Raw genomic sequence first — 25,138 nt, 5'->3', positions numbered from 1 at the left:
GACTCTGACCATGACAAGATCCGCCCACGCGAGGGAAACGCTCGTGCTGGGGCTTCCCCTGATCGGCTCGCATCTGGCGCAGATGGCGCTGCATGTGACCGATACGGTCATGGTCGGCTGGTATGGCGTCGTATCGCTGGCTGCGGTGGTGCTGGGGGCTTCGTCCTTCTTCATCGTCTTCGTGGTGGGGTCCGGCTTTGCCAAGGCGGTGATGCCGATGGTCGCCGCCGCGCTGGGCCGCGAGGACGAGACCCAGGTGCGGCGCGACACGAGGATGGGGATCTGGCTGTCGATCGCCTTCGGCGTCGCGGTCTATCCGATCTTCTGGTGGTCCGGTCCGATCCTGCTGGCCCTGGGCCAGGACCCCGAGGTCTCGGCGCTGGCGCGGGATTACATGCGGATCGTGGGGCTGGGCATGGTGCCCGCGCTGGTGGTCACGGTGCTGCAAAGCTATCTTTCGGCGCTGCACCGGACGCAGGTCGTGCTTTGGGTCACTCTGGTTGCCGTGGCCGTCAACGTCGGTGTCAACTGGGCGCTGATCTTCGGCAACTGGGGATTTCCCGAACTTGGCGCGCGCGGAGCGGCGATTGCCACGGTGACGGTGCAACTGGTGTCGCTGGCAGCCCTCGGGCTTTACGCGCATCTCCTGCCCGCGCTGCGGCGGTTCCACCTGTTCCAGCGCTTCTGGCGGCCGGACTGGCCTGCGTTGCGGCAGGTGTTCCGGCTGGGCCTGCCCATCGGGCTGACGGGGCTGGCAGAGGGCGGGCTTTTCCAGGCCTCGGCGCTGATGATGGGCTGGATCGGCACGGTGGAGCTTGCCGCCCACGGCATCGCGCTTGAGGTCGCGGCGCTGACCTTCATGCTGCATGTCGGCCTGTCCAGTGCGGCCACGATCCGCATCGCGCGGTTCGACGGGCAGGGCGAGCGACAGGCGCTGCGGCAGGCGGCGAAAGTGGCGGTGGTGATCTCTCTGGGAGTGGCGATTGCCTCGGTCATCCTGTTCCTGTCGGCGCCGCGCCCCATCGTGGCACTGTTTCTGGACCTGTCGAAACCCGAAAGCGCAGCGATCCTGGCCTATGGCACGGTGCTGCTGGGTCTGGCGGCGCTGTTCCAGCTGGCCGACGGGATGCAGGTGATGGCGCTGGGGCTCTTGCGCGGCGTGCAGGATACGCGGGTGCCGATGTGGCTGGCTGCGGTGAGCTACTGGCTGATCGGCATCCCCAGCAGCTATGTGCTGGCCTTCCCGATGGGCTATGGCGGGGTCGGGCTGTGGCTGGGGCTGGTCGTGGGCCTGGTCTGCGCGGCGGCAAGCCTGATGTGGCGGTTCTGGCGGCTGGTCAGCTGAGAGCGAGCGCCGGGCCTAGCGCCAGAGATGCGACAGGCTGGCAAATCGGCCCTGCAGTTTTGACAGCAAGCGGTTCGCCCGGCCAGGATGCGGGATCGCGCCGGTTGCCAGCCTTTCCAGCGCCACCTCGGGCGGGCAGGGGCGGCGGCTGACCGGGTCCCAGTAGCGCGGATAGGCGATCAGCGCGGCATGGGCGAGTTGCATCAGGTCGGGCCGCGCCTGACGGCGGCACGGCACCGGGCCCAGGTCGCGCGTCAGGCCCCAGCCCGCGTAGAACGGCGCGCCAAGGCAGGTGACGGGCAGGCCGCGAAGGAGCGCCTCGAAGCCGAGGAGCGAGGTTATCGTCCAGACCTCGTCCACTTCGGCCAGAAGGCGCGCGGGATCGGCAGCGGGGGCTGTGACATCGGCGAGGCCTTCGAGGTCGGCGGGCGCGATGGCGCCGGAGCGGAGGCCCGCCTCGACATCGGGGTGGGGTTTGTAGACGAGGATGGCCCCGGGGTTGGCGGCGCGGACGGCCCGGAGGAGAGCGAGGTTGGTTCGGACCGGGCCTGCTCCGGTGCGGATAGAGGCGTCGTCCTCGACCTGGCCGGGGACGAGGATGCGGTGGCCTGCGGGCAGGGGGGGCAGGGCGCCGCCGAGGTTGTATTTCGACAGACCGGCTTCGGTCAGCCGGGTCAGGAGCGCGGTGATGCGCCGGCGCTGGCAGTCCGTCAGGGGGGTTGCGATCAGCGCCTCGAGCCGCGAGGGGCGGGTCGGGTCGTAGTAGATGCCGCGGTCGTCGGTGACCAGCGACAGGGGCGGGACGAGTTCGGCGCCGAGGCCGCGGGAGCGCAGGAAACCGTCCTCGACGCGCAGGCAGGGTGCGTGCGGCGTGAAGCCGGGCGGTTCCTTCCCGGCCCAGAGCAGGAGGCCGCGCCCGGTGGCGCTGGCCAGGCGGTCGGCCTTTGCCGGGTCGTCGCAGAAGCGCAGGCTGCGGGTGGCGCCGAAGACGGCCTGAAGGCGCGGGCGTTTCCACAGGCGCATTCCGGCGGCGATGTGGCCGTGGCGGTCCTCGCGGAAGGCCCCGGCTTCGGCCTGAAGCTGGTGGATCACCTCTTCCAGCCCGCAGAGCCGGTCGCGGCAGGGGTCGTACCAGAGGGGTGCCAGCAGCATCGCGCCGGCGAAGAGTTCCTCCCGGGTCAGGCGGCGGGTGCGGCGGGGGATCGGCTGTTCGTCCTGGCTGAGGCCCCAGCCCGCGTAGAAGGGCTGGCCGAAGACATGGGGGCGATGGCCGTGGAGGATCGCCTCGAAGCCCATCTGGGAGGAGACGGTGTAGACCTCGGCGGCGGCGGCCAGCAGGCGGTGGGGCGGGACCGGGTCGGTCAGGAGTGTGACGCGGTCGCTGGTGTCCAGCGGGCCGAAATGGCCGGGCCGGAGGCCAAGCGCGGTTTCGGGGTGGCTGCGGATCACGATGCGGCGGTCGGGATGGTCGCGCAGGGCGGCGGCGAGCATCGTGCGAAAGGTGTCTGCCGAGGCGCCGGAGTGACGGATCGAGGCATCCCCGGCGCTTTGGTCGATGACCAGGACGAAGCCCGGTTCGGGGACGGGCAGCGTCGGGTCGCTATTGTTGTATTTGGACAAGCCGGATTCGATAAAACAGTCAGTTAACTGTCTGGCCTCATCCAGAATGTTTGAATTATACAATTTTGCATCGCCCAGAATCTGTTCCATCCGCGAGGGGCGGCTGCTGTCGAAATGCACGCCGACCGGGTCGAACAGGAAACCGATGGCAGGTTCGCCCCGCGCGCGCCCTGGGTGGAGCGAGCGGAGGAAGGCGTCTTCCACCCGGATGAGCGGCAGGCGGTGACGGGCGGCAAGCCGCTCTCCGCGCCAGGCGGTGGGGCTGCGGCCCCAGACGAGCACTCCCTCACCCGGGCGGGGCAGGCCGAAGCGCAGCTCGTGCCCCGCAAGCTGCAACACCCGGTGCAGCCGCGCATTGCGCAGGATCGACAGGTTCTGGTGGCACAGCCGCCGGGGCACCCCGGCCAGAGGGCGAAACCCGGCCGCGGTCAATTGCCCGCGTTGGCAGTATTGGCGAGGCTTGACGCAGCGGCGGTGCTGCCGGTGATCGCGCCCAGCGTCTTCTGCCATTGCACGAAGGGCGCCTCGGTGACGTAAAGCGTGTCGCCGTCGCGGATCAGGAAATCGCGCGCCTCGAACAGGCCGGTGGGTTCGGTCAGGTCGAGGACATAGACGATGCGCTGGTCGCCGATCAGGTCCGGCCGCCCAAGGACGACCCGCGCGATCGACTCGCTTTCGTCGCGCAGCACGAAGACTCCGGTCGGGTCGGCGGACATGGTGGAAAGGCCACCCACGGTGGCGATGGCCTCGAGCGCGGACAGGGTTTCGGATTCGAAGGGCACCACGCTTTGCGCGCCGGTCGCCCCGAGCGCGATGAACTTGCGGCTGTCCTTTTCCACCACGATCTTGTCGCCGGCCCGCAGCGCGATGTCGAGGTTGGGGTTTTCGTAAAGGTCCTTCAGCCAGATCTTGCCGGTATGGTTGCCGCGCGTCACGCGGACGATGGCGATGCCGGGATCGACGGTGACGCCGCCCGCCTTGGCCAGCATGGTGCCAAGCGTGCGGGTCGAGGCCTCGATCGGGTAGACGCCGTTCAGCCCGGCCTGGCCCGAGATCGACACGGTCGAGCCTTCGCCCGCCATCCGCGAGACGCTGACCTGCGGGTCGGGCGTCTGGTCTTCCAGCTTGCGCGTGATGGCCTGGCGCAGGCCCTCGGGCGTCTGGCCCGCCGCCTTGATGCGGCCGGCATAGGGGATGTAGATGAAGCCCTGGCCGTCGACCTGGATCTGCGACAGGCCCGAGACGCGCTGGCCGGTATTGCCGAGCAGCGGATCGTCCTTGACGTTTTCGTAGACCGTGATGTTGATCGTGTCGCCCGGCGAGATCATGTCGGAAGCCAGGACCCCGGCGTTTCGGAAACTTTCACTGAAGCCGAAGGACGGCTGCATGGCGGTCGCCCGCGCAATCTCGGGTGTGACTTTCACGACATGGGCATCGCCCTTCTTGTCGACCGAGCCGGCATAGATCTCGCGCTTGGTCGGGCCCGACCGAGGCAAGCCGCAGGACGCGACCAATGCCACCGAGGCCAGCAAGACCATTGCCCGCGCCGCATGGGACATCGTCATCATCACAACCTGCATACCCAGAGTTCCGCCAGGGACCCGTATCGAGAATCCCCTGGCGGACACTAGCGGAACCCCTTCGGCATGGCGAGTCCGTGCTGCGGAAATCATCTGACAAGCCGCAACTGCTGCCGCGGAACTGTTGTTCCCTGCGACAGCGCCTCATAGGGGTCGTTGTCCGCAAGCATCAGGTCCACAACCTGTCGTAGCAGCTGCCTGCGCCCGCGCGCGGAATAGAAGCCGCCCACCAGCTGCGAGGTTTCGAGCAGGTAGTGACGATACTCACGGTAGGCGCGGGTATCGGGACGTTCGGGGGCGGCGAAGAACTCCTCCAGCGGTTGCGAGGAGACGAATTCCGGCTTGGCATAGACGGCCGCGCCGAAGGTGCGCAGGGGCAGGCCGCGCCAGAGCGCCTGTTGTCCGGCGGTCGAGTTCACCGTCACCGCCGAGCGGGCGTCGTTCAGAAGCTGGGCCAGCTTGCCGCCGCGGACAAAGTGGACGCGGTCAGAGATCCCGTGCAGGGCGGCAAGGCGGCGGATTTCCGGCAGAAGCGGCACGCGGCCATCCTCCAGCGGGTGCGCCTTGAAGACAAGGTGATGGTGGCGCGGTGCGCCCCTGGCAAAGCCTTCGATCACCAGGGCCAGAAACTCGGTCATGCTGGCGAAGGGCGAATGGTCGCGGAAACTGGCGTCGTGTTCCAGTTGCAGGATGGCGAGGTGGTAGGGAAAGCCGCCCAGACGGATGCGCCGGGTGGCAAGGCGGCGTTCCAGCCGGTGCAGGGGCATCAGCAGGAAGCGCTTGAGATACAGGCGGAACTCCTGCCCCACGGTCAGCGCGCGGTGCGGGCGGAAGTTGCGGTAGGCGCGAAAGCCTGCGGCCACGCAGCCATGGTAGAGCGCGCCCCAGAACATGTGCTGGCGCATGTCGCCCCAGGTGGCGGGCACCTCGGGCAGGTCGAGGTCGACGCGGGCCAGCGCGGCCTGCATCTCGGGCACCGAAAGCTGCATCAGCCGGGAGTGGCCGTTCGACCCGCCGCGTTCGTAGGTGACCCAATAGGGGCGGAGATAGCCTTCCTCGAACACGTGGACGGTGATCCCGCGGGCGCGGGCCAGCGCGATCGCCCGGGCGTGGATCGGGCGGGTGTCGCCATAAAGCACGAGATCGGTGACGGCGTGGGAGGTCATCAGGCGGGCGCAAACCTCGGGCCAGCGGTCCTGCGGGTCCTGGAAGGCGATGTAGCCGGGTCCGGGCCAGAACACCCGGTCGCCCAGGTTGAAGCCGACCCGCCAGACCTGCGCCCCCGCAGCGCGCAGCCGTTGGCCAAGAAGGTGGAACCAGGGGCCGTGCGGGCCCTGCAGGAACAGGAAGCTGCGGCTGGTTTCGGTCACCTGGGTCTTTGTGCGCGCGGGCGGTCTGGCAGAGTCTGCCGGTAAAACGGCAAACAGACCATGCCGTCAAGGGACCGAGGCTTGCAAGCCGTGGGGTCGGGCTTTACCTCGGAGGGGTAGAATTGAAACGGGCGAGGCGGGCATGTTCACCGGAATTGTCACCGATGTGGGGCGGATCGTGGAGACGAAGGTCACGGGCGATCTGCGCGCCCGGATCGCCACGCGCTATGACGTGGGAGGGATCGACATCGGGGCGTCCATCGCCTGCGACGGGGTCTGCCTGACGGTGGTGGCTTTGGGGTCAGAGCCGGAGGGGTGGTTCGACGTCGAGATCTCTGCCGAGACGGTGTCGAAGACCAACCTGGGCGGCTGGGCGCCCGGCAAGCGGGTGAACCTGGAGCGGGCGCTGAAGGTGGGGGATGAGCTGGGCGGGCATATCGTCTCGGGCCACGTCGACGGGCTGGCCGAGGTGGTTTCGGTGCGCCCCGAAGGTGGCTCGGTCCGGGTGACCTTCCGCGCGCCGGAGGCCTTGGCGAAGTTCATCGCACCGAAGGGGTCGGTGGCGTTGAACGGGACCAGCCTGACGGTGAACGAGGTTGACGGGGCGGAGTTCGGGGTGAATTTCATTCCGCATACCCAGGCGGTGACGACCTGGGGCGAGGTGGCCGTGGGGGATCGGGTGAACCTGGAGGTCGATACGATGGCCCGCTATGTGGCGCGGCTGCGGGAGTATGACTGAGGGCGCGCCTGGGGCTGGCCCCGGAGGGTTTCACACCCTCCGGACCTCCCGTGGAGTATTTGGGAAAAGAGCAAGCGCAATTTGAATCAAGGTGTTCGGAGTTGCGGATGGGCGGGATCGGGCATAACGGCGGGCCGTCGCTGGAGCGCGGGGTCAGTTGGCGCAGGCACTGCTGGGCCTCGGCGCGGGAGCGTCTGGTGCCGGTCCTGCCGATCGAGGTGGTGCGGACGCGGGTGAAGCGGGCGCAGGCCTTGGGGCTGGATTATCGGACCTATGCGGGGGTTCGGGCTGCCACGGGGCATGATGTGGTTGCTTTCCTGTTTTCCTCCAATGCCTTGCGGGTGTCGCTGGTTCGGCCTGCGATGCCGGTGGATCGGGTGGAGAAGCTGGCAGTTGTGCAATGCGGGCGGCTGGCGCTGGCAGTGGCGCCGTTGAGCCCCGGGATGGTGGCGGCAGCCAATCCGGTACTGGATGAGGTGCATCCAGCGCCTTATGCGCTGGCGGGGTTCGGCGAGATGCGGGAGCGGGTGCGGGCGGCCTTGGGGCGCGTGCCGGCGGATCAGGTGATCCTGGTGGGCGACCTGGGGCTGGAGCGCGACTGGTGCGCGGCGGGGCGGCTCGCGGGATATCTGCCGGCGGAGCGGTATTTCGGGCAATGAAAAACGGCGGCCCCGGGGGACCGCCGTTTCGCATTCACTGCGCCGTCGGATCAGGCCGCGCGACCAACGAGGACGCTGTCGACCTGCTTGGCCGCACCCGCCTCATCCACGCCGGACACAGCCGCGACTTCGCGGGTCAGGCGTTCGAGGGCGGCCTCGTAGAGCTGACGTTCGGAATAGCTTTGCTCGCGCTGGTCGTCGGCGCGGTGCAGGTCGCGGACGACCTCGGCGATCGACAGGAGGTCGCCGGAGTTGATCTTCTGTTCGTATTCCTGGGCGCGGCGCGACCACATCGCGCGCTTGACCTTGGCCTTGCCCTTCAGCGTGTCCAAAGCCTTGGTCACCACGTCCGGAGCGGAAAGCGCGCGCATTCCGATGTCGATGGCCTTGTGGGTGGGGACACGCAGGGTCATCTTGTCCTTTTCGAAGGAGATGACGAAAAGCTCCAGCTGAATACCGGCGATCTGCTGTTCTTCGATCGAGATGATCTTGCCGACGCCATGCGCCGGGTAGACCACGAAATCGTTCGGACGGAATTCAGGTTTCTTCGACTTGGTCATTCACGGTTCCCCAGTAAGGAGGCCCCCTCCGCGACAAAGGCCCCGCGCCCTGAACCCCTTGGTTCAGGCGTGTGGAGCCGGATTGTCACAAAAGAATCTGGCCTAGGCGGACTGCTCTAAGCCAGTGTCAGGCTTCCATGCTTGCTTTGTAAACATTGTATAACACAAAAATGCTCTGATTCCAACTGCCGCGAAACCGGGCAGTTCAGGACTAACATCCTGAATTGGCATCGCTTTTCACGCGGTAACCGATTCGTGGCCCAGATTTCGCCCGAATCGGCCCCGCAGATCAGCCACCGGTGCCGGGGGCCTCGGAGAAGTACTTCTCGCGCTTGCCCTTTTCGCCGTCACGCTCTTGATAACCGGGAAGCGGGTCCTTCTTCGTCACGATCACCGGCCATTGCACCGCGTATTTGCGGTTGAAGGCGACCCATTCCTCCATGTCCGGCTCGGTGTCGGGGCGGATCGCGTCGGCGGGGCATTCGGGTTCGCAGACGCCGCAGTCGATGCATTCATCCGGGTGGATGACCAGCATGTTCTCGCCTTCGTAGAAACAGTCGACCGGGCAGACCTCGACGCAGTCGGTGTATTTGCAGGCGATGCAGTTGTCGATGACGACGTAGGTCATGGATCGGCCCCGAAGCGGATGGTTTGAGCTTAGCTAGAGCAGGTGGCGGGATCATTCAAGCGGGTCGGGGGAAGATGTTCCGGGGTCCAGGTCGAGATAGAGCGCCCGGGCCTCGGTCGCGGGGCCGCGCCGCTGGCCGAGGGCGAGGATGCGGACAACGCGGATGCGCGCGCCTTGCGGGAAGGTGAGGGTGTCGCCTTCGCCGACGTCGCGGCCGGGGCGGGAGACGCGGGTGCCGTTCACGCGGACGTGGCCAGCGGCGATCACTTCGGCGGCGATCGTGCGGGATTTGAAGAAGCGGGCCTGCCAGAGCCATTTGTCCAGCCGCAGCCTGAGAGCGGCGGCTGGATCAGGTTTGCCCGAAGGCCCCGCCAATCAGACCTTGCCCTTGAGCGCGAGAAGCGCGGCGAAGGGGTTGTCGGGGTCGATGGGCTTTTCGGCACGAGGCGGGCGGGCCTCATAGGACTTCTGCCGGTCGTCGCGGTTGGGTTTGCCACCTTTCCGGTCGTCGCGGCGGTCGCCCTTGGGGCGGTCGTGCTTCTGCCCGTCGGGACGGGGACGGTCGCCCTGGCCTTCGCGCTTGGGACGATCGCCCTGCGGGCGGTCGCCGCGGGGCGCGCCCTCTTTCCGCTCGGGCCGTGGGGCGCGGTCGGGACGGGGGCGGGGCTTGGGGGCCCAGGTGAAGGTGTAGAAGGCTTCCATTTCCGGGGCGGCTTCGGGCTCGGGTTCCGGTGTCGGGGCCAGGATCGAGACCTCTTCCGGGATCGGCACGCCCGCAGCGATTGCGGCGGCGGCTTCCTCGGAGATTTCGGGGACCTTCGGGGCCTCGGCGGCCTTCACCTTCGGGCGTTCGCCCTTTTCGCCCTTGTAGCCCAGGCCGCCCATCAGGTCGGCGAACTGGTCAAGGGTCATGCCGGTGATCGACAGCATGTCGGGTGTCGCCTCGAAGCCGGCGCGGCTGTCCTTCTGGCGCAGGATGTCGGCCAGGCGTTCCAGCATGTCGATGCGGATCGCGCGGGCGCCCGCGGGGTGATACCCGGCGAGCGTGTAGTGCATCTTGGGCACTTCCGGCACGTAGGGGATCGTCACCAGACCCGGAGGCGGCGATTCGGGGAATTCCTGCAACCCGTTCCAGAGCGACCAGAGCACCAGCCGCAGCCGCGTCGGCGCGGGTTTCAGAAGGGCGGGCAGGAAGATGGTGAACTGGCCGAAGCGGACGCCGTGCTTGCGCAGGGCGCCGCGCGCCTCCTGGTCCAGCGCCTTGACTTCGGCGGCCACGCTCTCACGCGGGAGGACGCCCATCGCCTCGGACAGCCGGAAGGCGAAACCGCGGGCGAGGCCGGTGAGGGTCTCGTCGCGGGCCATGTTCAGAAGCGGCTCGAACTGGGCGGCGACCTTGCGGTCGATGAAGTGTTGCAGGCGGCGGCGGACCTTTTCGGCGACTTCGGGGCCGGCCTCTTCGTCCACGAAGGCCTCGACCGAGGGCTTGGCGGGTTCGGGGCCCTTCACCAGCTTGCCCACCGCATGGGTGCCCCACATCAGGCCGCCCTGTTCGGTGAAATCCAGCTCGGTGTCCGGCGCATTGTAGAAGCGGTCGGCGCGCAGGTGGAATTCGGGCTTCAGCGCCTGAAGCGCGGCCTGCGCCAGGGTGCGCGCCGCATCGGGCGTGGCGCTGGCGTCCTGCCTGAAGCGGAAACCTTCCAGTTTTCCGGCGTATTCGCCTTCGACCGTCACTTCGCCCTTGTCGTTCACTTCGGCCACGAGAGCCTCCTTCTGCTTCAACCGGCGAAGGAGGACACTCGTCCGCCGGTCGACAAATCGTTGCGTCAGCGCCGCATGCAGGGCATCCGACAGGCGGTCTTCTACAGCGCGCGTTTCCTCGCGCCAATGGGTTTCGTCTTCGACCCAGTTTTTCCGCTGGGTGACGTAGGTCCAGGTGCGGATATAGGCGAGGCGGCGCGACAGGGTGTCGATGTCGCCTTCGGTCCTGTCGATCCGCTTGATTGCGGTCGCCAGCCAGTCCGACGGGATGCGCCCGCCGCCCAGACCCCGACCGACGAGGAATTCGAAGATGCGGGTCAGGAGCGTGGTGTGTTCCGGCCCGGAGCAGGAGCGGAAGTCGGGGATGCGGCAGACGTCCCAGAGGAGTTGCACGCGTTTGGGTTCGGTCAGGCGGTCCTGCACTTCGGGGAGCGCGGAGAGGGCCTTCAGCGCCAGGAGGTCGTCGGCATCGCGGGCGCGGGTCAGCCAGTCGTTGTGCGTGGGTTCTTCCAGGCTGCGGATCAGCCGGTCGGCGCTGCCGAAGTCGAGCGATTCGTTGCGCCAGTGCAGCTTGCGGACGGGCTGGAAGCGGTGGGTCTCGATCGCCTCGACGGTGTCCTCGTCGAAGGGGCGGACCTCGCCGGTGACGCCGAAGGTGCCGTCCTCGGTGTGCCGTCCGGCGCGGCCGGCGATCTGGGCCAGTTCCTGCGGGAAAAGGCTGCGCATCCGGCGGCCGTCGAATTTCGCGGTGGCCGAGAAGGCGACATGCTTGATGTCGAGGTTCAACCCCATGCCGATGGCGTCGGTGGCCACCAGGTAATCCACGTCGCCGTTCTGGTAGAGCGCCACCTGCGCGTTCCGCGTGCGGGGCGACAGCGCACCCATGACCACGGCGCAACCGCCCTTCTGGCGCCGGATCAGCTCGGCGATGGCGTAGACGTTTTCCACCGAAAAGCCGACGATGGCCGACCGCGGCGGCATCCGGCTGATCTTCTTGGACCCGGCATAGGACAGCGTGGACATCCGGTCACGCTTCAGGAAGGTGACGTGCGGAACAAGGCCCGCGATGGCCCCGCGCATGGTGTCGGAGCCGAGGAACAGCGTCTCGTTCAGGCCGCGCGCGCGCAGCAGGCGGTCGGTGAAGACATGGCCCCGGTCGGCATCGGCGCAAAGCTGGATCTCGTCCACCGCGACGAAATCGGCGCCGATTTCCAGGGGCATCGCCTCGGTCGTGCAGACCCAGTATTGCGTGCGGTCGGGGACGATGCGTTCCTCGCCCGTGACCAGCGCCACCACGGATGGCCCCACCTTGGCGACGATGCGGTCGTAGACCTCGCGCGCCAGAAGCCGCAGGGGCAGGCCGATGACGCCTGTCCGGTGCGCAAGCATCCGTTCGATCGCGTGATGGGTCTTGCCGGTGTTCGTCGGCCCGAGGACCGCCGTCACCCGCCGGGTGGCGTCCATGGCTTAAAGCTCCTGCCCCTCGGCTTGTTTTTCCAGCCGCTCGACGGCTTCGGCTGCCCCTTGCAGATGGGGGTGGATGGCGAGTGCTGCGCGGTAGACTTCCAGCGCACGCTCTGGCTTGCCGGTCTCTTCAAGGATCGCGGCCAACCCGGACAAGGCCCCGAAATGCCGGGGATTGAGCGTCAGAACCTTGCCGATATCGGCAACCGCAGGCCCGAACGCGCCCGACAGGTAGAAGGCGGTGGCGCGGGCGTTCCAGGCCTCGGCAAATTCGGGGTCCTGGTCGATGATGGCACTGAAATGCTCGATGGCCGCCGGATAGTCCCCCAGGTCCATCGCATCCTTGCCGCGCTGCAACAAAAGGTCCTCGGCCGGAGAGCCGGATTTCGCCCATTCGATCCAGATTTCCCGTTCGATCCGGCTGGCCTCGCCCGCCTCGGCAGTCTTCAGGCGCCCGAACAGGTCGTCCAGTTTGGCATTGTCCTGGGCAAGGGCTGCGGCACAGGTCAGGAAAAGCGGCAGAAGTGCCGCAACGATACGATTGAGAATGGCGGCGGGGACACGCATAACTGGAAAGTAACCGATCCGCGCCAGATTGCCAGTGGTGCCAGGGTCACGAACCGGAGACTTGTGATGAGCGAGATGATCGATGCAGCCGTGAAGGCATTGTCGGCAAAGGTTTCGGGCGGCTTCGACGGGATTGCGAAGTTCGTCATCCCGGGCGAGGGCTCGATCATGCTGGACGGGCAGGGCGTCCGCGCCGGGGATGAAGAGGCGGATGTGACGCTGACGGCAGAGGCGGACGTGTTCCGGGCGATTCTGGAGGGCGAGATGAACCCGACGATGGCCTTCATGACCGGCAAGCTGTCGGTCGATGGCAGCATGGGGCTGGCGATGAAGCTGGGCTCGGTGCTGGGGTGAAGCACGACAGCGCCCAGCCAGCGCCGTTCCACGCGGGCGTGGCGGATGCCCCGTCCGGGGCGGTGGTCGTCTGGGCGACCGCAGGGACGGGGGCAAAGGCTGCGCGCATCCGGCTTGCCTCGTGGAAGGCGGGCGACAAGGGGACGGTGCTGCTGTTGCCCGGTCGCACCGAGTGTATCGAGAAATACGGCCGCGCGGCGGGCGATCTGGTGGCGCGGGGGTTTTCCGTCATCACCATCGACTGGCGCGGACAGGGGCTAGCCGACCGGCCGCTTGCCGACCCGATGATGGGCCATGTCGGCGATTTCGCCGAGTATCAGCTGGACCTCGACGCGATGCTGGCCGAGGCGGGGCGTCTGGCTCTGCCGCAGCCGTGGTTCATGGTCGCGCATTCGATGGGCGGCTGCATCGGCCTGCGCGCCCTGATGCGCGGTCTGCCGATCAAGGCTGCGGCCTTCTCCGCCCCAATGTGGGGGATCGCGATGGCGGCCTGGCTGCGGCCGGTCGCCAGCGTCGTTTCGGCGCTTGCCGGGCCCCTGGGTCTGGTCGGCCGCTATGCGCCCTCGACCAGTGGCCAGGCCTATCTTCTGCAGGTCCCGTTCGAGGGCAATGTGCTGACCTCTGACCGCGAGATGTGGAACTACATGCGCCGTCAGGTCGCCGAAGTGCCCGCGCTGGCGCTGGGGGGGCCGTCGATCGGCTGGCTGAAGGCCGCGCTGCGCGAATGTTCGGCGTTGGCGGCAATGCCCGCGCCCGGGGTTCCGGCGATCTGCGCCCTTGGGACGGCGGAAAAGGTCGTCGACGTGGCGCCGGTGCATCTGCGGATGGCGGGCTGGGCCAATGGTCAGCTGGACCTGTATCCGGGGGCCGAGCACGAGATCATGATGGAGGGACCTGCGATGCGAAAACGCTTCTTCGATCGTGCGGCGGCCCTGTTCGAGGCGCAGGGGCGCTAGGGGCGGCTCATCCCTTGCTTGCGTCGAGCTTGCGCTCGATCTCGGCCAGGCGGGCCAGCACCTTTTCCTCGAAGGCATGGGTTTCCTCGCGGGTCTCCTCGGCCGTCGCTTCCTGCATCGAGTTCACGATCAGGCCGACGATCAGGTTCATCACCGCGAAGGTGGTCATCAGGATGAAGGGCAGGAAGAAGGCCCAGGCGTAGGGGTAGACCTCCATCACCGGGCGGACGATGCCCATCGACCAGCTTTCCAGCGTCATGATCTGGAACAGCGAATAGGCGCTGGCCCCGAGATTGCCGAACCAGTCGGGGAAGCTGGCGGCGAAGAGCTTCGTCGCGATCACGGCGGCGATGTAGTAGATCAGCAGGATCAGGACAAAGACCGAGCCCATCCCCGGTAGCGCCCGGCCCAGACCGTCGACGACGCGGCGCAAGGACGGCACGGCCGAGACGATACGCAGCACCCGCAGGATGCGCAGCGCGCGCAGGACCGACAGCCCCGCCCCGGCCGGGATCAGCGAGATGCCGACGATGGCGAAATCGAAGAGGTTCCAGCCCGACCGGAAGAACCGCAGACCCTGGGCGAAGAGCCGGGCCGCGAGCTCGACCACGAAGATCGCAAGGCAGGTCCGGTCGAGGGCGATCAAGAGCGGACCGGCCCGGTCCATCACCGCGGGCGAGGTCTCAAGCCCCAGCGTGACGGCGTTGACAAGGATCACGGCGATGATGAAACGCGAGACGGACGGACGGTCGAGGAAAGCGGCGACGGCGGCGCGGGCGGGCATGGGACCTCGGCAGCAGGAACTTCAGCCGCTCATATGTGGTGGCGCGCGCGCGGCGTCCAGCCCCGATCCGGCGAAAGCTAGTCCTTTGGCGCGCAGGTGACGCAGCGGGTCAGGGTGCTTTTCAGGTCGTTTGCGAATTCCATGCTGCGGCCGTCCGGGCCGGTCAGGACCAGCGTCCGGTCCCCCTGCCGTTCCAGCCGGGTCATCGCCGACAGCGCATCGAAGAACAGCTGTTCGTCGGCCAGACGGTCGCAGGCCATCCGGGTCGCGGCGACCCCGCCCAGCTTCAGGTCAGGCAGGCTTGCCTGGTTGCGCCCCATATAGCGGTTGCAGGGCGCCTTGCCCGAGATCGCGCCCTCGCCGTTCGCCGTCAGCGTGGCGGGGATGTCGACGACCTGGCCGTCGATGGCCAGAAGCTCCCATTCGATCCCGGTCGGGTCCTGGGCATCGGCGGTGGTGCAGGCGGTCATGGCGATGGCCGCAAGAAGGGGAAAAAGGCGCATGGGTCGGGCTCCGTCATTGGGGCAGGCATCCCTTTGACGCGTCAGAAAGCCTCGGGCCTGGCCTCGCGCGCCATGTGGTCGAGGACGGCGTTGACGAACTTGGGTTCCTTGCCGTCCGGGAAGAAAGCCTTGGCCACGTCGACATATTCGGTGATCGCCACCTTGGGCGGGGTGGGCAGGTCCACCAGTTCCGCCCCCGCCGCGCGGAAGAGGGCGCGCAGGACCGGGTCGATCCGGTCGATGGGCCAGGCCGCGACAAGGGCGCGGTCGGTCATCTGGTCGATCTTCGCCTGCCAGTTGACGGCAGCGGCCACCACGGCGCGGAAGTGATCGACGTCGCCTTCGGCGAACTCGCCCTCGTCATAGACAGCACCAAAACGGTGCGTCTCGAACTCGCGCGTCACAGCCTCGACCGTCTGGCCCGAAACCTCCATCTGGAACAGCGCCTGCACGGCGTAAAGCCGTGACGCCGATTTCATCTGGCGCTTTTCCTGTCGCCTGTCCGTCATGCCCGGAAACCGATCCCCTTGGATTTTCCGGCCCATTTGCGCGAAAGCGCGATCAGGTGCAAGGCCGCCGCAGCGGCACCGCCGCCCTTGTTCTGACCCCTGGGGTCGGCGCGCACCTCGGCCTGGGCGCGGTTTTCCACCGTGAGGATGCCGTTGCCGATGCAGGCGCCCTGGAGGCCCAGCAGGCTGAGCGCGCGGCTGGAATCGTTGCACACCGTATCGTAATGCGTCGTCTCGCCCCGGATCACGCAGCCAAGGGCGACATAGCCGTCATAGTCGGCCAGCCGTTCCGCCATGGCGATGGCCGAGGGCACCTCCAGCGCGCCCGGGACCTCGACCAGATCGACCTCGGCCCCGCAGGCCTCGCCCACGGCGCGCGCGCCGGCAACCAGGTTGTCGGTGATGTCCTTGTAATAGGGCGCGACGACGATGAGGAGCTTGACCGGCTTGTCGAAGCTGGGCAGCGGCAGGGTGTAATGGGTCTCGGCGGTGGCCATGGCCTACTCCTTGATCGGGCGGGTGCCCGCGATGGTCAGCCCATAGGCATCCAGGCCCACAAAGCGCGGTGCGGCGGAATTGGTCAGCAGCGTGATCGCCGACAGGCCCAGCGAGGACAGGATCTGCGCGCCAAGGCCGTATTGGCGCAGGGTCTGCGGCGAATGTTCGCCGGGCGTCACCATCTTCATCGTCGTGTCGCGCAGAAGGACCACGGCGCCCCGGCCTTCGGCGGCGATGATGCGCATGGCGGCCGGAAGCTCGCCCCCGCCGCCGATGCCAAGGACATCCTCCAGCGGGTTCAGCGCATGGACCCGCACCAGCACCGGGCCGGGCGCGGCAAGGTCGCCCTTGGACAGGACGATATGTTCGTCGCCATGGGCTTCGTCGGCAAAGACCCGCATCAGCCAGTCGCCGCCGTGGACGGAACGCACCGAGCTGACCGCCTTTTCGGTGATCAGGTTGTCGTGCCGCCGCCGATAGGCGATCAGGTCGCTGATCGTGCCGATCTTCAGGCCGTGCTTCTGTGCAAAGGTGATCAGATCGGGCAGGCGGGCCATGGTGCCGTCGTCGTTCATGATCTCGCAGATCACGCCCGAGGGGTTGAGCCCCGCCAGACGCGCCACGTCCACCGCGGCCTCGGTATGCCCGGCGCGGACCAGCACGCCGCCGTCGCGCGCGCGCAGCGGGAAGATGTGGCCCGGTGTGGCGATGTCGGCCGGACCCTTGGTCGGGTCGATCGCCACGCTGACCGTCCGCGCCCGGTCGGCGGCCGAAATGCCGGTGGTCACGCCTTCGCGCGCCTCGATCGACAGGGTGAAGGCGGTCTCGTGCCGGCTGGAGTTCTTCGGGCTCATCAGGGGCAGGCCCAGAGCCTCCACCCGGGCGGCGGGAAGCGCCAGGCAGATCAGGCCTCGGCCATGCGTCGCCATGAAGTTGATCGCCGAGGGCGTGCACATCTGCGCCGGGATCACCAGGTCGCCCTCGTTCTCGCGGTCCTCGTGATCGACAAGGATGAACATGCGCCCGTTGCGGGCGTCTTCGATGATCTCCTCGGTCGAGGAGATGGCGTCGGCATAGTCGGACATCGGTCGTGGGCCTCACAAGCTCTCAGCCGCCGATGTATCGCGGGGCGGATGCAAAGGCCAGAGGCTGTGCCTCGGGCGGTGAGCAGATCCGCTGTGCAGGGCTACACCCCGGCGACCGGAGTTCGTGACGAACTCCGGACCGATTTCCGGACGGAAATCGGCCCCGCCGCCGAGGTCGCGCATCAGGCCCGGACCGAGAGCACGGCCAGACAGGCCAGTTCGGCCAGTTGCTGGGTTGCGCCCAGGATGTCGCCGGTCTGCCCCCCGATGCGCCGCAGGGCCGAGACGGCCAGCCAGAGCGTCACCGCCAGCGCGGCGAACGTCATCGGGACGACGCTCCAGCCGGTCAGGACCGCCCCGATCGCCACGGCCAGCGCCAGGCCAGTGAGCGCCGTGGCCGGGCCGGGCCGCCCCGTGGCATGGCTCAGGCCCTCGGTGCGGGCATTGGGCAGTAGCGACATCACCAGGGCCATCGGTGCGCGCGACATCGCCCCGGCGGCGACCAGCGCAGGCCCGTAGGCGCCATGGACCAGGAGCGCCGTCAGCGCGGACCAGCGCGCCAGGGTGACAAGGACCAGCGCCAGGACGCCGTAGCTGCCGACGCGGCTGTCCTTCATGATCTCCAGCCGCCGCTCGCGGGTCCAGCCGCCATAAAGCCCGTCGGCGCTGTCCGAAAGCCCGTCCTCGTGCAGCCCCCCGGTCAGCATCGCGGCAAGGCCAAGGACCAGCGCCGCCGTCACCCCCGGGGTCACGCCCAGCCACTGGGCCGAGGCCGCGAGCGCCGCCCCCAGCGCGCCGAGCACCGCCCCGACCAGCGGCCAGGCCCAGGCCGAGGCGGCGCCCGTGCCCCGGTGGTCGGGCAGCGGCAGGCGGGACAAGAGCGCAAAGGCCGACAGAAGGTCGGCGGGCAGCCTGTGGGCGATGTCGCGAAGCATGGTCAAAGCGGCTGTTCCCGGCTGGCAATCGATGGGCCTCTGGGGTAGCCCCATCCCGACGCAGGATCAATCCGGAGAAACCGATGCCCTTTCAGTCCCTCGCCGATGTCCGCGCCATGCTTGCCGCGCTGCCCGCCCCCGATGCGGCGGCCATCGCGGCTGCCGAGGCGCGCAATGGTCAGCTGACCAAGCCGCCGGGCGCCCTGGGGCGGCTGGAGAAGCTGGCGATCTGGATGGGCGGCTGGCAGGGCACCGACAAGCCGACCGCCGACAAGCCGCAGATCGCGATCTTTGCGGGCAATCACGGGGTCACGGCCAAGGGTGTGTCGGCCTTTCCCGCGGAAGTGACCGCGCAGATGGTGGCCAACTTTGCCCATGGCGGGGCGGCGATCAACCAGCTGGCCCGGACCTTCGGGGCCAGGCTGGATGTCCATGCGCTGGAGCTTGACCGTCCGACGGCGGACTTCACCGAAGGGCCGGCGATGACCGAGGCAGAGGTCGTCGAGGCCCTGCGTCGCGGTTATGAGGCGGTGAACCTGGACGCCGACCTGTTCGTTGCGGGCGAGATGGGGATCGGGAACACCACCTCGGCGGCGGCGATTGCGACGGCGCTGTATGGCGGGGTTGGCTGGGCGGGGCGCGGCACGGGCGTGGATGACGCGGGGCTGCGACGCAAGGAGGCGGCGGTGGCGGCGGGGGTCGAGAAGAATGCCGCGCTCATGGACGATCCGCTGGAGGTGTTGCGCTGCCTGGGCGGGCGCGAGATCGCGGCGATGGCGGGGGCGATCCTGGGGGCGCGGATGGGACGGGTGCCGGTGATCCTGGACGGGTTCATCGCCTGTGCTGCGGCGGCGGTGCTGGAAAAGGCCGCGCCGGGGGCGCTGGATCACTGCGTGGCGGGCCATCAGAGCGCCGAGGGGGCACATGCGCGGCTGCTGGAGAAGCTGGGCAAGGAGCCCTTGCTGAACCTGGGCCTGCGGCTGGGCGAGGGGTCGGGCGCGGCGCTGGCGATCGGGGTGGTGCAGGGGGCGGTGGCCTGCCATTCCGGGATGCTGACCTTTGCCGAGGCGGGCGTGGCGGCGGGGGCATGACCCCACCCGCCCACGCGCGGGCAGACCTTGCATCCTTGCAAAATCAAGGGCTTGTGCGTGGGCGTTCACGATCTGGCAAGAAAGGCTCGTCGGTGACTTCGTCCCTCCTCGCGGGTGAGGGGACGACCTTGAACGCGTCGCCGTTCGGTCAGGCCTTCGGCATCGTCAGGCTGATGAGGCGGCCGCCCTTCTGATAGCGGACCTCGGTCTCGGTGATGGCCCTGACGGTGCCGCCGTCGATCTTGTCGCCAACCTTCACCTTCTTGTACTTGCCGTTCGACTGGCGGATCAGCGCATAGCGGCGCGAGTCGGTGCCGTAGGTGCCGATCAGGTTGATCTTCGACAGGTTGATCGCATTGGCATAGGTCGCCTGCTTGGCCACATTCGCCTTGGTCGGAATCGAGGGCGCGGCCTTCGCGACCTCGGGCTCGTTCAGTTCGTCCAGTTCCTCGGGCTTGGCTTCGGGCATCGCGGCGGCGACCTCGACGACCTCGGCTTTCGGCGCGGGCTCGCGGACGGCAGCGGCGACGGCGGCCTCGACAGCGGCACTGAGATCGCTCGGGCGGGCGGCGGGGCGCATCGAGATGGCGACGATGGACGGGTTCCGCGCCTCGAGCGCCGCGGCCTCGGCAAGTTTGGCTTCGGCCTGGGCGGTCAGCGAGGCCCCTTGCGCCCCGATATCGGCGGGCGCGGCGCTGGCGGGCAGGACGGCGGCGGCGGCGGTGACGACGCTGGCCGGACGGGGCAGCGGACGGATGCCCGCGAACCGGGGGGCCGCTTCTGGGGTCAGCGCGGCATCGTCGTCGGCCGGGGGCGGGGTCAGGCCTTCGGGCCGCGGGCGAGGCCGAAAGCCCGCCATGGCCGGGTCCGGCGGGGGCAGCGCGGCTTCGGCCGGCGCGGCGGCCTCGCCGGACGGCACAAGCGAGGCATTGCCTGCGGTGATCGGTGTCGCGGCGGCACCCGGATCGGCAGCGGGGGCCGAAAGCGCAAGAGCCGCCGAGGCGGCGGCTGAAGCGGTTTCGCTGCGGGAGGGCGGCACAACCGGTGGCTTGCCCGCGATCAGCAGGACGCCGTCAGGACTGACGATTCCTTCGGGCGTCGGTTTCAACAGCCCGTTCGCATCGAACTGGTAGACGGTGCCCGGGGCCGGGGGCGGCATCACCGGATCGGGGAGCGCGTCGCGCAGGTCGGTCGGGGCGGGCAGCGCCAGCGCGTCAAGTGCGGGCGGCGGGGTGTCCATCGCCGACAGGAAGATTTCGTCCTGATCCTCGACCGGGGCCGCCGCTGCTGCGACCTCGGTCGTCACCGCCATGCCTGGAGCCGGTTCGGGGGTCGGTTCGGGGGCCGGTTCGGGGGCGGCTGCGGTTTCGATCGCGGCTTCGGGGGTCGCTGCCGGGGTCGCTTCCGGGGTCGCTTCGGCTGCGAGGTCCGGGGCCGGCTCGGCCAGTCCGGTTGCGTCTTCGACGATCGGCTCGTCGGCCGTGGCCAGGTCGGTGACCCCCTCGGCAGGGTCCGTGCCCCCCATGTTGACCGGCAGGCTTTCGGTCGCCAGCGTGCCAGGCTCCGCCGAATCGGTGACGCCTGCCGCCTCGGGCAGGGGCTCGGTCATCCCCTCGGGGTCCTGCATGTCGGCCAGCATCTCGTCGCTGGCGTCCGGGATGACCTGCGAGGCGTCCGCCTGGTCGATCGTGGGAGAGCCGCCGAGATACATCGAGGACCAGAGGCCGATCAGCGCGAGGAACAGAAGCAGCAGGCCGACCAGCACCATGAAGACCACGCCGCTGCGCTTTTTTGCCGGAGCGGCGGTGCCGAACGTGCCGCCGGGCCGGGCGGGCGATTTCACCGTGGTCGGGCCGGTGCCGGATGCGATGGCGGGGCGCGGAATGTCGGGGCTCTTGACCTTGGCCTTGGCGCGGGTGCCTGGGATCGAGGGCGCGGTGACCAGACCGGAATAGCCCTTGGCCGTGGCGGGCCGGGGGATCGCGCCCTTGGCCGGGGCGGCGGCGGCAGAGGGTCGGGTCACGCCATCGACGGGGCGTGCCGTCGCATCGCCTGCCGCCGCGCGGCGGCTGGCAAAGGCCACCATCGCCGCCGAGGGCGGTGCAGGCGGGATGTCGTCGTCGGCATCGGCCGCGACCGGTTTGCGCGCGGTCGAGGCAGAGGCGGACGCAAGGTCATCCTCGGGGAAGGCCGAGGTGTCGGTGACATGGGCGAAGGGGGCCTCTTCCGGCTCGGCCCGGGGACTTGTCGCGGCGGGCGGCAGAGGATCGTCGACCCGGGGCAGAGCGGCTGCGGCGGCCTTCACCGGGCCGGTGACCTGGGCGGGGACCGGGTCGGGAGCGACGTGGATGTCCTCGTCGATGTCATCCGCGACCGGGGCCGATGCGGGGAGGGCGGGGGCGGTAGCCTGTGCAGGCCCCGGGTCGTCGGGCAGGTCGGCGTTCAGCGCCTCTTCGAGGCCGGGCAGGGGATCGTCGTCGCCGGGGGCAGCGACGGTGGCCGGCGGGGGCGGAGAGTCGGCGGCGGGTTCGGGCGCAGGCTCTGGCGCAGGCTCTGGTTCGGGTTCCGGCGCCGGATCGGCCTTGGGCAGTTCGCGGTGCAGGATCGACACCGGTTCGCGGTCGCGTTCGACGGTCTCGTCCTCGGCCAGGATGGACGCGGCGGCGGCGGCCGGACCGAACCAGGGTTCGCCGATGAAGGTGCCCTCTTCGGGGATGGCCACGAAGGACACCGGGTTGAGCCGGTGCTGGGTGGCGAAGGCCTCGGCCTCGGCCAGGGTTTCCCTGGCGATGACCGCGACCTTGACCGTTGCCCCCTTGCCCGACCAGTCGAAGACCAGATCCTCGACGTCATAGGGCGTGCGGCCTTCCAGCGCGGCGGCGATCTGGCGGCGCTTGTCCTCGCGGCTGGGGCCGGGGGCGTGGATCTCGGTGTAGAGGATCTGGCTGTTCGGCAGGATCAGCTTGGTTGCCACCCCCAGGGGCGACAGACCCAGCGCGGTCTTGCGCATGTAGTCCATCGCCTCGGCCAGATCGGGGGCGTCGAAGGCCACTTCGCCGATCGAGAGCCAGCCTTTCGGCGTCCGGTGCAGAAGACCGATGGTCTCGCGCGTGAGGTCAAGTGCAAATGTCGGTTTCATGTCGCGGGTCTAGCACGGATCTTGGAAGTGCTGGAACGTGCCCCAGCCGGTTGTCGTCTTAGTAAAGCAGCTTTTCGCCGAAGGGAAGGAAAACGGCCAAGGAAGCGGTTGCGGCGCGCGTCATAGTTTCGAATTGTCACGCGAGATGAAGGAGACCCCCATGCGTGTGCTATCTGCCCTGTTCCTGTCCGCCGCCCTTGTCCTGCCTGTCGCCCTCCCGGCCCTGGCCGAGGAGGCCCCGACCCGGACGATCAGCGTCACCGGGACCGGCACGGTCGAGGCCGCCCCCGACATGGCCACGCTGATGATCGGCGTGACGACGCAAGGCAAGACCGCCGCCGAGGCGCTGACCGCCAATACCGCCGCGACCGATGCGGTGATCGCGCGGCTGACCGCCTCGGGGATCGAGGCGCGGGACATGCAGACCTCGAACCTGTCGATCAACCCGAACTGGACGGGCTATGACAGCTCGACCCCCACGATCTCGGGCTATGTCGCGTCGAACATGCTGACAGTGCGGGTCCGCAAGCTGGACACGACGGGCGCGGTGCTGGATGCGGCGGTGGCGGACGGGGCCAACACGCTGAACGGGCTGACCTTCGGCCTGGCCGACCCCGAGCCCGCCTATGCCGAGGCCCGCAAGGAGGCGGTGGCCGATGCCAGGGCCAAGGCCGCGCTTCTGGCCGAGGCGGCGGGGGTGAGCCTGGGCGGGGTCCTGTCCATCGCCGACAACGGCGCGATGACCGATCCGGCGCCGATGTACCGCGAGGCGGCGTCCGCCGCGCCGGTTCCGGTGGTGGGCGGTGAGCTGGGCCTGATCGCCAATGTCGCGGTCACCTTTGCCATCGCGGACTGAGCCGCACCGCGATTGACGGGCAAACGGCGGAATTCATGAGGATTCCGCCGGTTTCCGTCATGATTTGGCCCAAGTCGCCGGGCACAGAGAGGCAAAACGAAAGCCGGGCCTGAGCAGAGGGTTGATGGTGTCTCGCAAGTCCATCGCTGTGGGGATCGCGGTCGTGGCCGCGGCCGTCGGTATCGGGTTTGTCGTGCTGCGCCACGATTTTCTGAAGGGCGTCCTGCCGGCAGAGGGGATCGCGGTGCTGGACGGCCTGACGGGAGCTGCCGGTCGGGGCATGGAGCGGGACCCGGCTGCGGCAGACCGGCTGGGCGTCCCCCTGTCGCAGGACGGGCCGGGGCAGTTCCTGTTCGACGGGCCCGACGGCTTGCAGGCGGCAGGCCCGATCGCCGCGATGTCGGGCAACCGGCCCGTCCTCATCGCGAATGTGATCACGGGCCACAAGACCACCGTGGATCAGGATATTCCGGCCGAGATCACGATGATCCGGCCGATTTCCGGCTGCAAGCCGACGCCTCCGCTTTCGGGGACGGCGGTCGGCCATGTGACGGCGGGCGCCAGCGGGCTGACCCTGGCCCTTCTGACCTATGACGATGCCGTGCTTGCGGCCGCGGTCCAGGATTTTGTGGACAGCTATCGCGAAACCGGGTCGATGCAGGTGCCGCTGCCGGCGGGCATTGCCTACGAAGCCTATGACGTCGCGGTGACCGAGACGCAGCGTCCGGTCTATCTGGTGCTGGTGAACCCCGATCCGCGCGACAAGCGCCTGTGGAACATCCACCTGGCCGAAGGCGCGCGGATCGAACGTGTCGTGCTTCTGGGCGGCGCCCATGCCGGGGTGGCAAACCTCGACCCCGTGGTGCCGGTCGAGGTGATGTCGGCGGAAGGTCTGGCCGAATGTGGCATCCCTCCGGCCTATCCGTTGAACCCCGGCCACGGGCTTTTCAGGGATCGGGCGGGCGCAGCCGGGCCGGCCAAGGTCGAGGCGGAGGCTTTGCTTGCCCGCCGTGAGACCGACGTCGCCGTCTGGAACGGCTGGTTCCGCGACAGTTTCGGGGTCGAGTCCGAAACGACGCGCGCCGGGTTCGATGCGGGCATGATGTCGGTCGTGGGTCCGCAGCCGGGGTCGGCCGATCCGAAGGCAGTCTATGCGCCGATCCAGGGCGCGCGCATCCGCATGACGCAGGACAGCTATTTCGAGATCGTCGGCCAGTCGACCGACGCCAACAGCTTTGCCGGGCGGGTCCGGGCCATTGCCACGGCCTTTGCCTTCGGCGATCTGGCCAGCCTGCGGCAGGGAGTGTCCTTCTGATGCTGCGGCTCTTGATCGGAACCGGCGTCCTTCTGATGGCGGTGGGGTTTGGTTCGGCCGGGTGGCAATACTGGCAATCGCTTCCCGCCGCCAAGGCCGCCGCCGAAGATGTCGCCCCCGCGCCCCCCGGCCCGGCGGCCGCAGATGTGCCCGCAGCTGCGCCCGCGATGCGGCAGGTCTGGCTGATGTCGCCGGTCGGCGACCTGATTCCTCAAGACGAGGTGCGGAACTACATCGCGCAGGACCGGTTCGCCCCGTCCCGGACGGTTCTGGTGACGCGGCAGGCCCGTCTGGCCGATCTTCTGGCTGCGGGCGAAAGCCTGCCGAGCGCCGACTATCTTCAGGTTCTGGCCGATATCCGCGCGCCGCGCGTGGCGGCAGGGCTGTGCGAGGTGCTGCTGCGGGCGATGGCAACCGATTGCGCGGTCAACAGGGCGCGCGTCGTGGCGGGCAGCGTCGATCCGGTCGCGGGCACGGCGCGGTTCCGGCTGGAACTGGCCTATCGCCTGCCCGAGCAGGCCGAGGGACTGCCCGATCTGGCCGCCCATGTGTTTCGGACGGAGACCGTCGAACGGACGCTGGAAGCCGGAGCCGAGGGGACGGCCAGTGCCGAAGCGGCGCTGGCGACGGCGCTGGCGACGGTGACCGACGCCTGTGCCGCCCGGACCGACGGCAAGGCCTGCCGGATGTTGCGGCTGTCGCTGGACTGGCTGCCCGGCCAGCCGGTCCAGGCGCGCGCCGAGATCGGCTGGCTGGCCCCCCTGCCGAAGGGCCTGTTCCTGGCCCCGCCGCTGGCCCCCGCTTCGCGCGGCTGACCGGC

At 68.7% G+C, this 25,138-nt stretch carries 24 protein-coding genes; 9 read left to right on the top strand and 15 right to left on the bottom strand.

Going from position 1 to position 25,138, the window contains the following annotated elements; translation table 11 throughout:
• Positions 1-10: 10 nt before the first annotated feature.
• Positions 11-1,345, top strand: coding sequence for an MATE family efflux transporter (locus D5084_RS01990; protein ID WP_162302355.1), 1,335 nt, complete (start codon positions 11-13; stop codon positions 1,343-1,345).
• A gap of 15 nt (positions 1,346-1,360) precedes the next feature.
• Here the strand turns inward: D5084_RS01990 and D5084_RS01985 are convergent, their stop codons facing one another.
• From D5084_RS01985 to D5084_RS01975, 3 genes are all read right to left on the bottom strand, one after another.
• The gene (locus D5084_RS01985; protein WP_238382492.1) at positions 1,361-3,397 is read right to left on the bottom strand and encodes a capsule polysaccharide biogenesis protein; all 2,037 of its coding nucleotides are present in this window, start codon (positions 3,395-3,397) and stop codon (positions 1,361-1,363) included.
• Positions 3,394-4,536, bottom strand: coding sequence for a polysaccharide biosynthesis/export family protein (locus tag D5084_RS01980; RefSeq protein ID WP_494337058.1), 1,143 nt, complete (start codon positions 4,534-4,536; stop codon positions 3,394-3,396). Before D5084_RS01980 ends, D5084_RS01985 begins: the two co-directional genes overlap by 4 nt.
• A 98-nt stretch (positions 4,537-4,634) precedes the next feature.
• Complete coding sequence (locus D5084_RS01975) at positions 4,635-5,915, bottom strand: capsule polysaccharide biogenesis protein (RefSeq protein ID WP_128513822.1); 1,281 nt, start codon at positions 5,913-5,915, stop codon at positions 4,635-4,637.
• Positions 5,916-6,057: 142 nt separating this feature from the next.
• On the opposite strand from D5084_RS01975, the gene D5084_RS01970 reads away from it, so the two are divergent.
• Both D5084_RS01970 and D5084_RS01965 read left to right on the top strand, forming a co-directional pair.
• Positions 6,058-6,654, top strand: coding sequence for a riboflavin synthase (locus tag D5084_RS01970; protein WP_128513821.1), 597 nt, complete (start codon positions 6,058-6,060; stop codon positions 6,652-6,654).
• A 107-nt stretch (positions 6,655-6,761) separates the two neighbouring features.
• Entirely contained in the window at positions 6,762-7,313 is a 552-nt protein-coding gene (locus tag D5084_RS01965) for a hypothetical protein (RefSeq protein ID WP_128513820.1), read from the top strand.
• Positions 7,314-7,363: 50 nt separating this feature from the next.
• Here the strand turns inward: D5084_RS01965 and D5084_RS01960 are convergent, their stop codons facing one another.
• From D5084_RS01960 to D5084_RS01940, 5 genes are all read right to left on the bottom strand, one after another.
• Positions 7,364-7,873, bottom strand: a complete 510-nt coding sequence (locus tag D5084_RS01960; protein WP_128513819.1) for a CarD family transcriptional regulator — start codon at positions 7,871-7,873, stop codon at positions 7,364-7,366.
• Between the two features lie 289 nt (positions 7,874-8,162).
• Entirely contained in the window at positions 8,163-8,501 is a 339-nt protein-coding gene (gene fdxA / locus D5084_RS01955) for a ferredoxin FdxA (RefSeq protein WP_128513818.1), read from the bottom strand.
• 51 nt (positions 8,502-8,552) lie between these two features.
• Positions 8,553-8,876: an RNA-binding S4 domain-containing protein gene (locus tag D5084_RS01950; protein ID WP_128513817.1), complete on the bottom strand. Its 324-nt coding sequence runs from the start codon at positions 8,874-8,876 to the stop codon at positions 8,553-8,555.
• The gene (locus D5084_RS01945; protein WP_128513816.1) at positions 8,877-11,726 is read right to left on the bottom strand and encodes a helicase-related protein; all 2,850 of its coding nucleotides are present in this window, start codon (positions 11,724-11,726) and stop codon (positions 8,877-8,879) included. It abuts the gene before it with no gap.
• A 3-nt stretch (positions 11,727-11,729) separates the two neighbouring features.
• The gene (locus D5084_RS01940; RefSeq protein WP_128513815.1) at positions 11,730-12,293 is read right to left on the bottom strand and encodes a tetratricopeptide repeat protein; all 564 of its coding nucleotides are present in this window, start codon (positions 12,291-12,293) and stop codon (positions 11,730-11,732) included.
• Positions 12,294-12,359: 66 nt separating this feature from the next.
• On the opposite strand from D5084_RS01940, the gene D5084_RS01935 reads away from it, so the two are divergent.
• On the top strand, positions 12,360-12,647 hold the full coding sequence (locus tag D5084_RS01935) for an SCP2 sterol-binding domain-containing protein (RefSeq protein WP_128513814.1): 288 nt from the start codon (positions 12,360-12,362) through the stop codon (positions 12,645-12,647).
• Positions 12,648-12,685: 38 nt separating this feature from the next.
• Positions 12,686-13,603 (top strand): alpha/beta fold hydrolase, encoded by a 918-nt coding sequence (locus D5084_RS01930; RefSeq protein WP_238382491.1) that lies wholly within the window; start codon positions 12,686-12,688, stop codon positions 13,601-13,603.
• Positions 13,604-13,610: 7 nt separating this feature from the next.
• Here the strand turns inward: D5084_RS01930 and D5084_RS01925 are convergent, their stop codons facing one another.
• The 6 genes from D5084_RS01925 to D5084_RS01900 all read right to left on the bottom strand — a co-directional run bounded on the left by D5084_RS01925 (position 13,611) and on the right by D5084_RS01900 (position 17,917).
• Positions 13,611-14,387, bottom strand: coding sequence for an ion transporter (locus D5084_RS01925; RefSeq protein ID WP_128513812.1), 777 nt, complete (start codon positions 14,385-14,387; stop codon positions 13,611-13,613).
• Positions 14,388-14,464: 77 nt separating this feature from the next.
• A complete protein-coding gene (locus D5084_RS01920; RefSeq protein ID WP_128513811.1) occupies positions 14,465-14,890 on the bottom strand; it encodes an META domain-containing protein in 426 nt (141 codons plus the stop codon).
• A 41-nt stretch (positions 14,891-14,931) separates the two neighbouring features.
• A complete protein-coding gene (gene nusB, locus D5084_RS01915) occupies positions 14,932-15,399 on the bottom strand; it encodes a transcription antitermination factor NusB (RefSeq protein ID WP_238382490.1) in 468 nt (155 codons plus the stop codon).
• Positions 15,396-15,896, bottom strand: coding sequence for a 6,7-dimethyl-8-ribityllumazine synthase (locus D5084_RS01910; protein ID WP_128513810.1), 501 nt, complete (start codon positions 15,894-15,896; stop codon positions 15,396-15,398). Before D5084_RS01910 ends, nusB begins: the two co-directional genes overlap by 4 nt.
• A gap of 3 nt (positions 15,897-15,899) precedes the next feature.
• Complete coding sequence (ribB, locus tag D5084_RS01905; RefSeq protein ID WP_128513809.1) at positions 15,900-16,982, bottom strand: 3,4-dihydroxy-2-butanone-4-phosphate synthase; 1,083 nt, start codon at positions 16,980-16,982, stop codon at positions 15,900-15,902.
• 182 nt (positions 16,983-17,164) lie between these two features.
• Entirely contained in the window at positions 17,165-17,917 is a 753-nt protein-coding gene (locus D5084_RS01900; protein WP_128513844.1) for an adenosylcobinamide-GDP ribazoletransferase, read from the bottom strand.
• An 83-nt stretch (positions 17,918-18,000) separates the two neighbouring features.
• On the opposite strand from D5084_RS01900, the gene cobT reads away from it, so the two are divergent.
• Positions 18,001-19,008, top strand: a complete 1,008-nt coding sequence (gene cobT, locus D5084_RS01895; RefSeq protein WP_128513808.1) for a nicotinate-nucleotide--dimethylbenzimidazole phosphoribosyltransferase — start codon at positions 18,001-18,003, stop codon at positions 19,006-19,008.
• A gap of 148 nt (positions 19,009-19,156) precedes the next feature.
• Here cobT and D5084_RS01890 read toward each other — a convergent pair whose 3' ends face one another.
• Positions 19,157-22,147, bottom strand: a complete 2,991-nt coding sequence (locus tag D5084_RS01890; RefSeq protein ID WP_128513807.1) for a hypothetical protein — start codon at positions 22,145-22,147, stop codon at positions 19,157-19,159.
• 160 nt (positions 22,148-22,307) lie between these two features.
• On the opposite strand from D5084_RS01890, the gene D5084_RS01885 reads away from it, so the two are divergent.
• The 3 genes from D5084_RS01885 (at position 22,308) to D5084_RS01875 (ending at position 25,133) form a co-directional block, all read left to right on the top strand.
• A complete protein-coding gene (locus D5084_RS01885) occupies positions 22,308-23,003 on the top strand; it encodes an SIMPL domain-containing protein (RefSeq protein ID WP_128513806.1) in 696 nt (231 codons plus the stop codon).
• Between the two features lie 124 nt (positions 23,004-23,127).
• Positions 23,128-24,318: a hypothetical protein gene (locus tag D5084_RS01880; RefSeq protein WP_128513805.1), complete on the top strand. Its 1,191-nt coding sequence runs from the start codon at positions 23,128-23,130 to the stop codon at positions 24,316-24,318.
• On the top strand, positions 24,318-25,133 hold the full coding sequence (locus D5084_RS01875; RefSeq protein WP_128513804.1) for a hypothetical protein: 816 nt from the start codon (positions 24,318-24,320) through the stop codon (positions 25,131-25,133). Before D5084_RS01880 ends, D5084_RS01875 begins: the two co-directional genes overlap by 1 nt.
• The last annotated feature ends 5 nt before the right edge of the window (positions 25,134-25,138 follow it).

This window comes from Tabrizicola thermarum (assembly GCF_003574395.1).
In the GTDB taxonomy this organism is placed as follows: Bacteria; Pseudomonadota; Alphaproteobacteria; order Rhodobacterales; family Rhodobacteraceae; genus Tabrizicola; species Tabrizicola thermarum.
The sequence above is the reverse complement of the archived record's forward strand: the minus strand, read 5'-3'. Positions and strand labels throughout refer to the sequence as shown.

What these genes read in the sequence shown, in the direction of transcription:
- nusB (WP_238382490.1), bottom strand. Translation starts at nt 15,399, where the DNA reads ATGACGGACAGGCGACAGGAAAAGCGCCAGATGAAATCGGCGTCACGG.
- D5084_RS01965 (WP_128513820.1), top strand. Translation starts at nt 6,762, where the DNA reads ATGGGCGGGATCGGGCATAACGGCGGGCCGTCGCTGGAGCGCGGGGTC.
- D5084_RS01940 (WP_128513815.1), bottom strand. Translation starts at nt 12,293, where the DNA reads ATGCGTGTCCCCGCCGCCATTCTCAATCGTATCGTTGCGGCACTTCTG.
- D5084_RS01900 (WP_128513844.1), bottom strand. Translation starts at nt 17,917, where the DNA reads ATGCTTCGCGACATCGCCCACAGGCTGCCCGCCGACCTTCTGTCGGCC.
- D5084_RS01920 (WP_128513811.1), bottom strand. Translation starts at nt 14,890, where the DNA reads ATGCGCCTTTTTCCCCTTCTTGCGGCCATCGCCATGACCGCCTGCACC.
- D5084_RS01885 (WP_128513806.1), top strand. Translation starts at nt 22,308, where the DNA reads ATGCGTGTGCTATCTGCCCTGTTCCTGTCCGCCGCCCTTGTCCTGCCT.
- D5084_RS01935 (WP_128513814.1), top strand. Translation starts at nt 12,360, where the DNA reads ATGAGCGAGATGATCGATGCAGCCGTGAAGGCATTGTCGGCAAAGGTT.
- D5084_RS01880 (WP_128513805.1), top strand. Translation starts at nt 23,128, where the DNA reads ATGGTGTCTCGCAAGTCCATCGCTGTGGGGATCGCGGTCGTGGCCGCG.
- D5084_RS01945 (WP_128513816.1), bottom strand. Translation starts at nt 11,726, where the DNA reads ATGGACGCCACCCGGCGGGTGACGGCGGTCCTCGGGCCGACGAACACC.
- D5084_RS01890 (WP_128513807.1), bottom strand. Translation starts at nt 22,147, where the DNA reads ATGAAACCGACATTTGCACTTGACCTCACGCGCGAGACCATCGGTCTT.
- D5084_RS01925 (WP_128513812.1), bottom strand. Translation starts at nt 14,387, where the DNA reads ATGCCCGCCCGCGCCGCCGTCGCCGCTTTCCTCGACCGTCCGTCCGTC.
- D5084_RS01910 (WP_128513810.1), bottom strand. Translation starts at nt 15,896, where the DNA reads ATGGCCACCGCCGAGACCCATTACACCCTGCCGCTGCCCAGCTTCGAC.
- D5084_RS01875 (WP_128513804.1), top strand. Translation starts at nt 24,318, where the DNA reads ATGCTGCGGCTCTTGATCGGAACCGGCGTCCTTCTGATGGCGGTGGGG.
- ribB (WP_128513809.1), bottom strand. Translation starts at nt 16,982, where the DNA reads ATGTCCGACTATGCCGACGCCATCTCCTCGACCGAGGAGATCATCGAA.
- D5084_RS01960 (WP_128513819.1), bottom strand. Translation starts at nt 7,873, where the DNA reads ATGACCAAGTCGAAGAAACCTGAATTCCGTCCGAACGATTTCGTGGTC.
- D5084_RS01990 (WP_162302355.1), top strand. Translation starts at nt 11, where the DNA reads ATGACAAGATCCGCCCACGCGAGGGAAACGCTCGTGCTGGGGCTTCCC.
- D5084_RS01970 (WP_128513821.1), top strand. Translation starts at nt 6,058, where the DNA reads ATGTTCACCGGAATTGTCACCGATGTGGGGCGGATCGTGGAGACGAAG.
- fdxA (WP_128513818.1), bottom strand. Translation starts at nt 8,501, where the DNA reads ATGACCTACGTCGTCATCGACAACTGCATCGCCTGCAAATACACCGAC.
- cobT (WP_128513808.1), top strand. Translation starts at nt 18,001, where the DNA reads ATGCCCTTTCAGTCCCTCGCCGATGTCCGCGCCATGCTTGCCGCGCTG.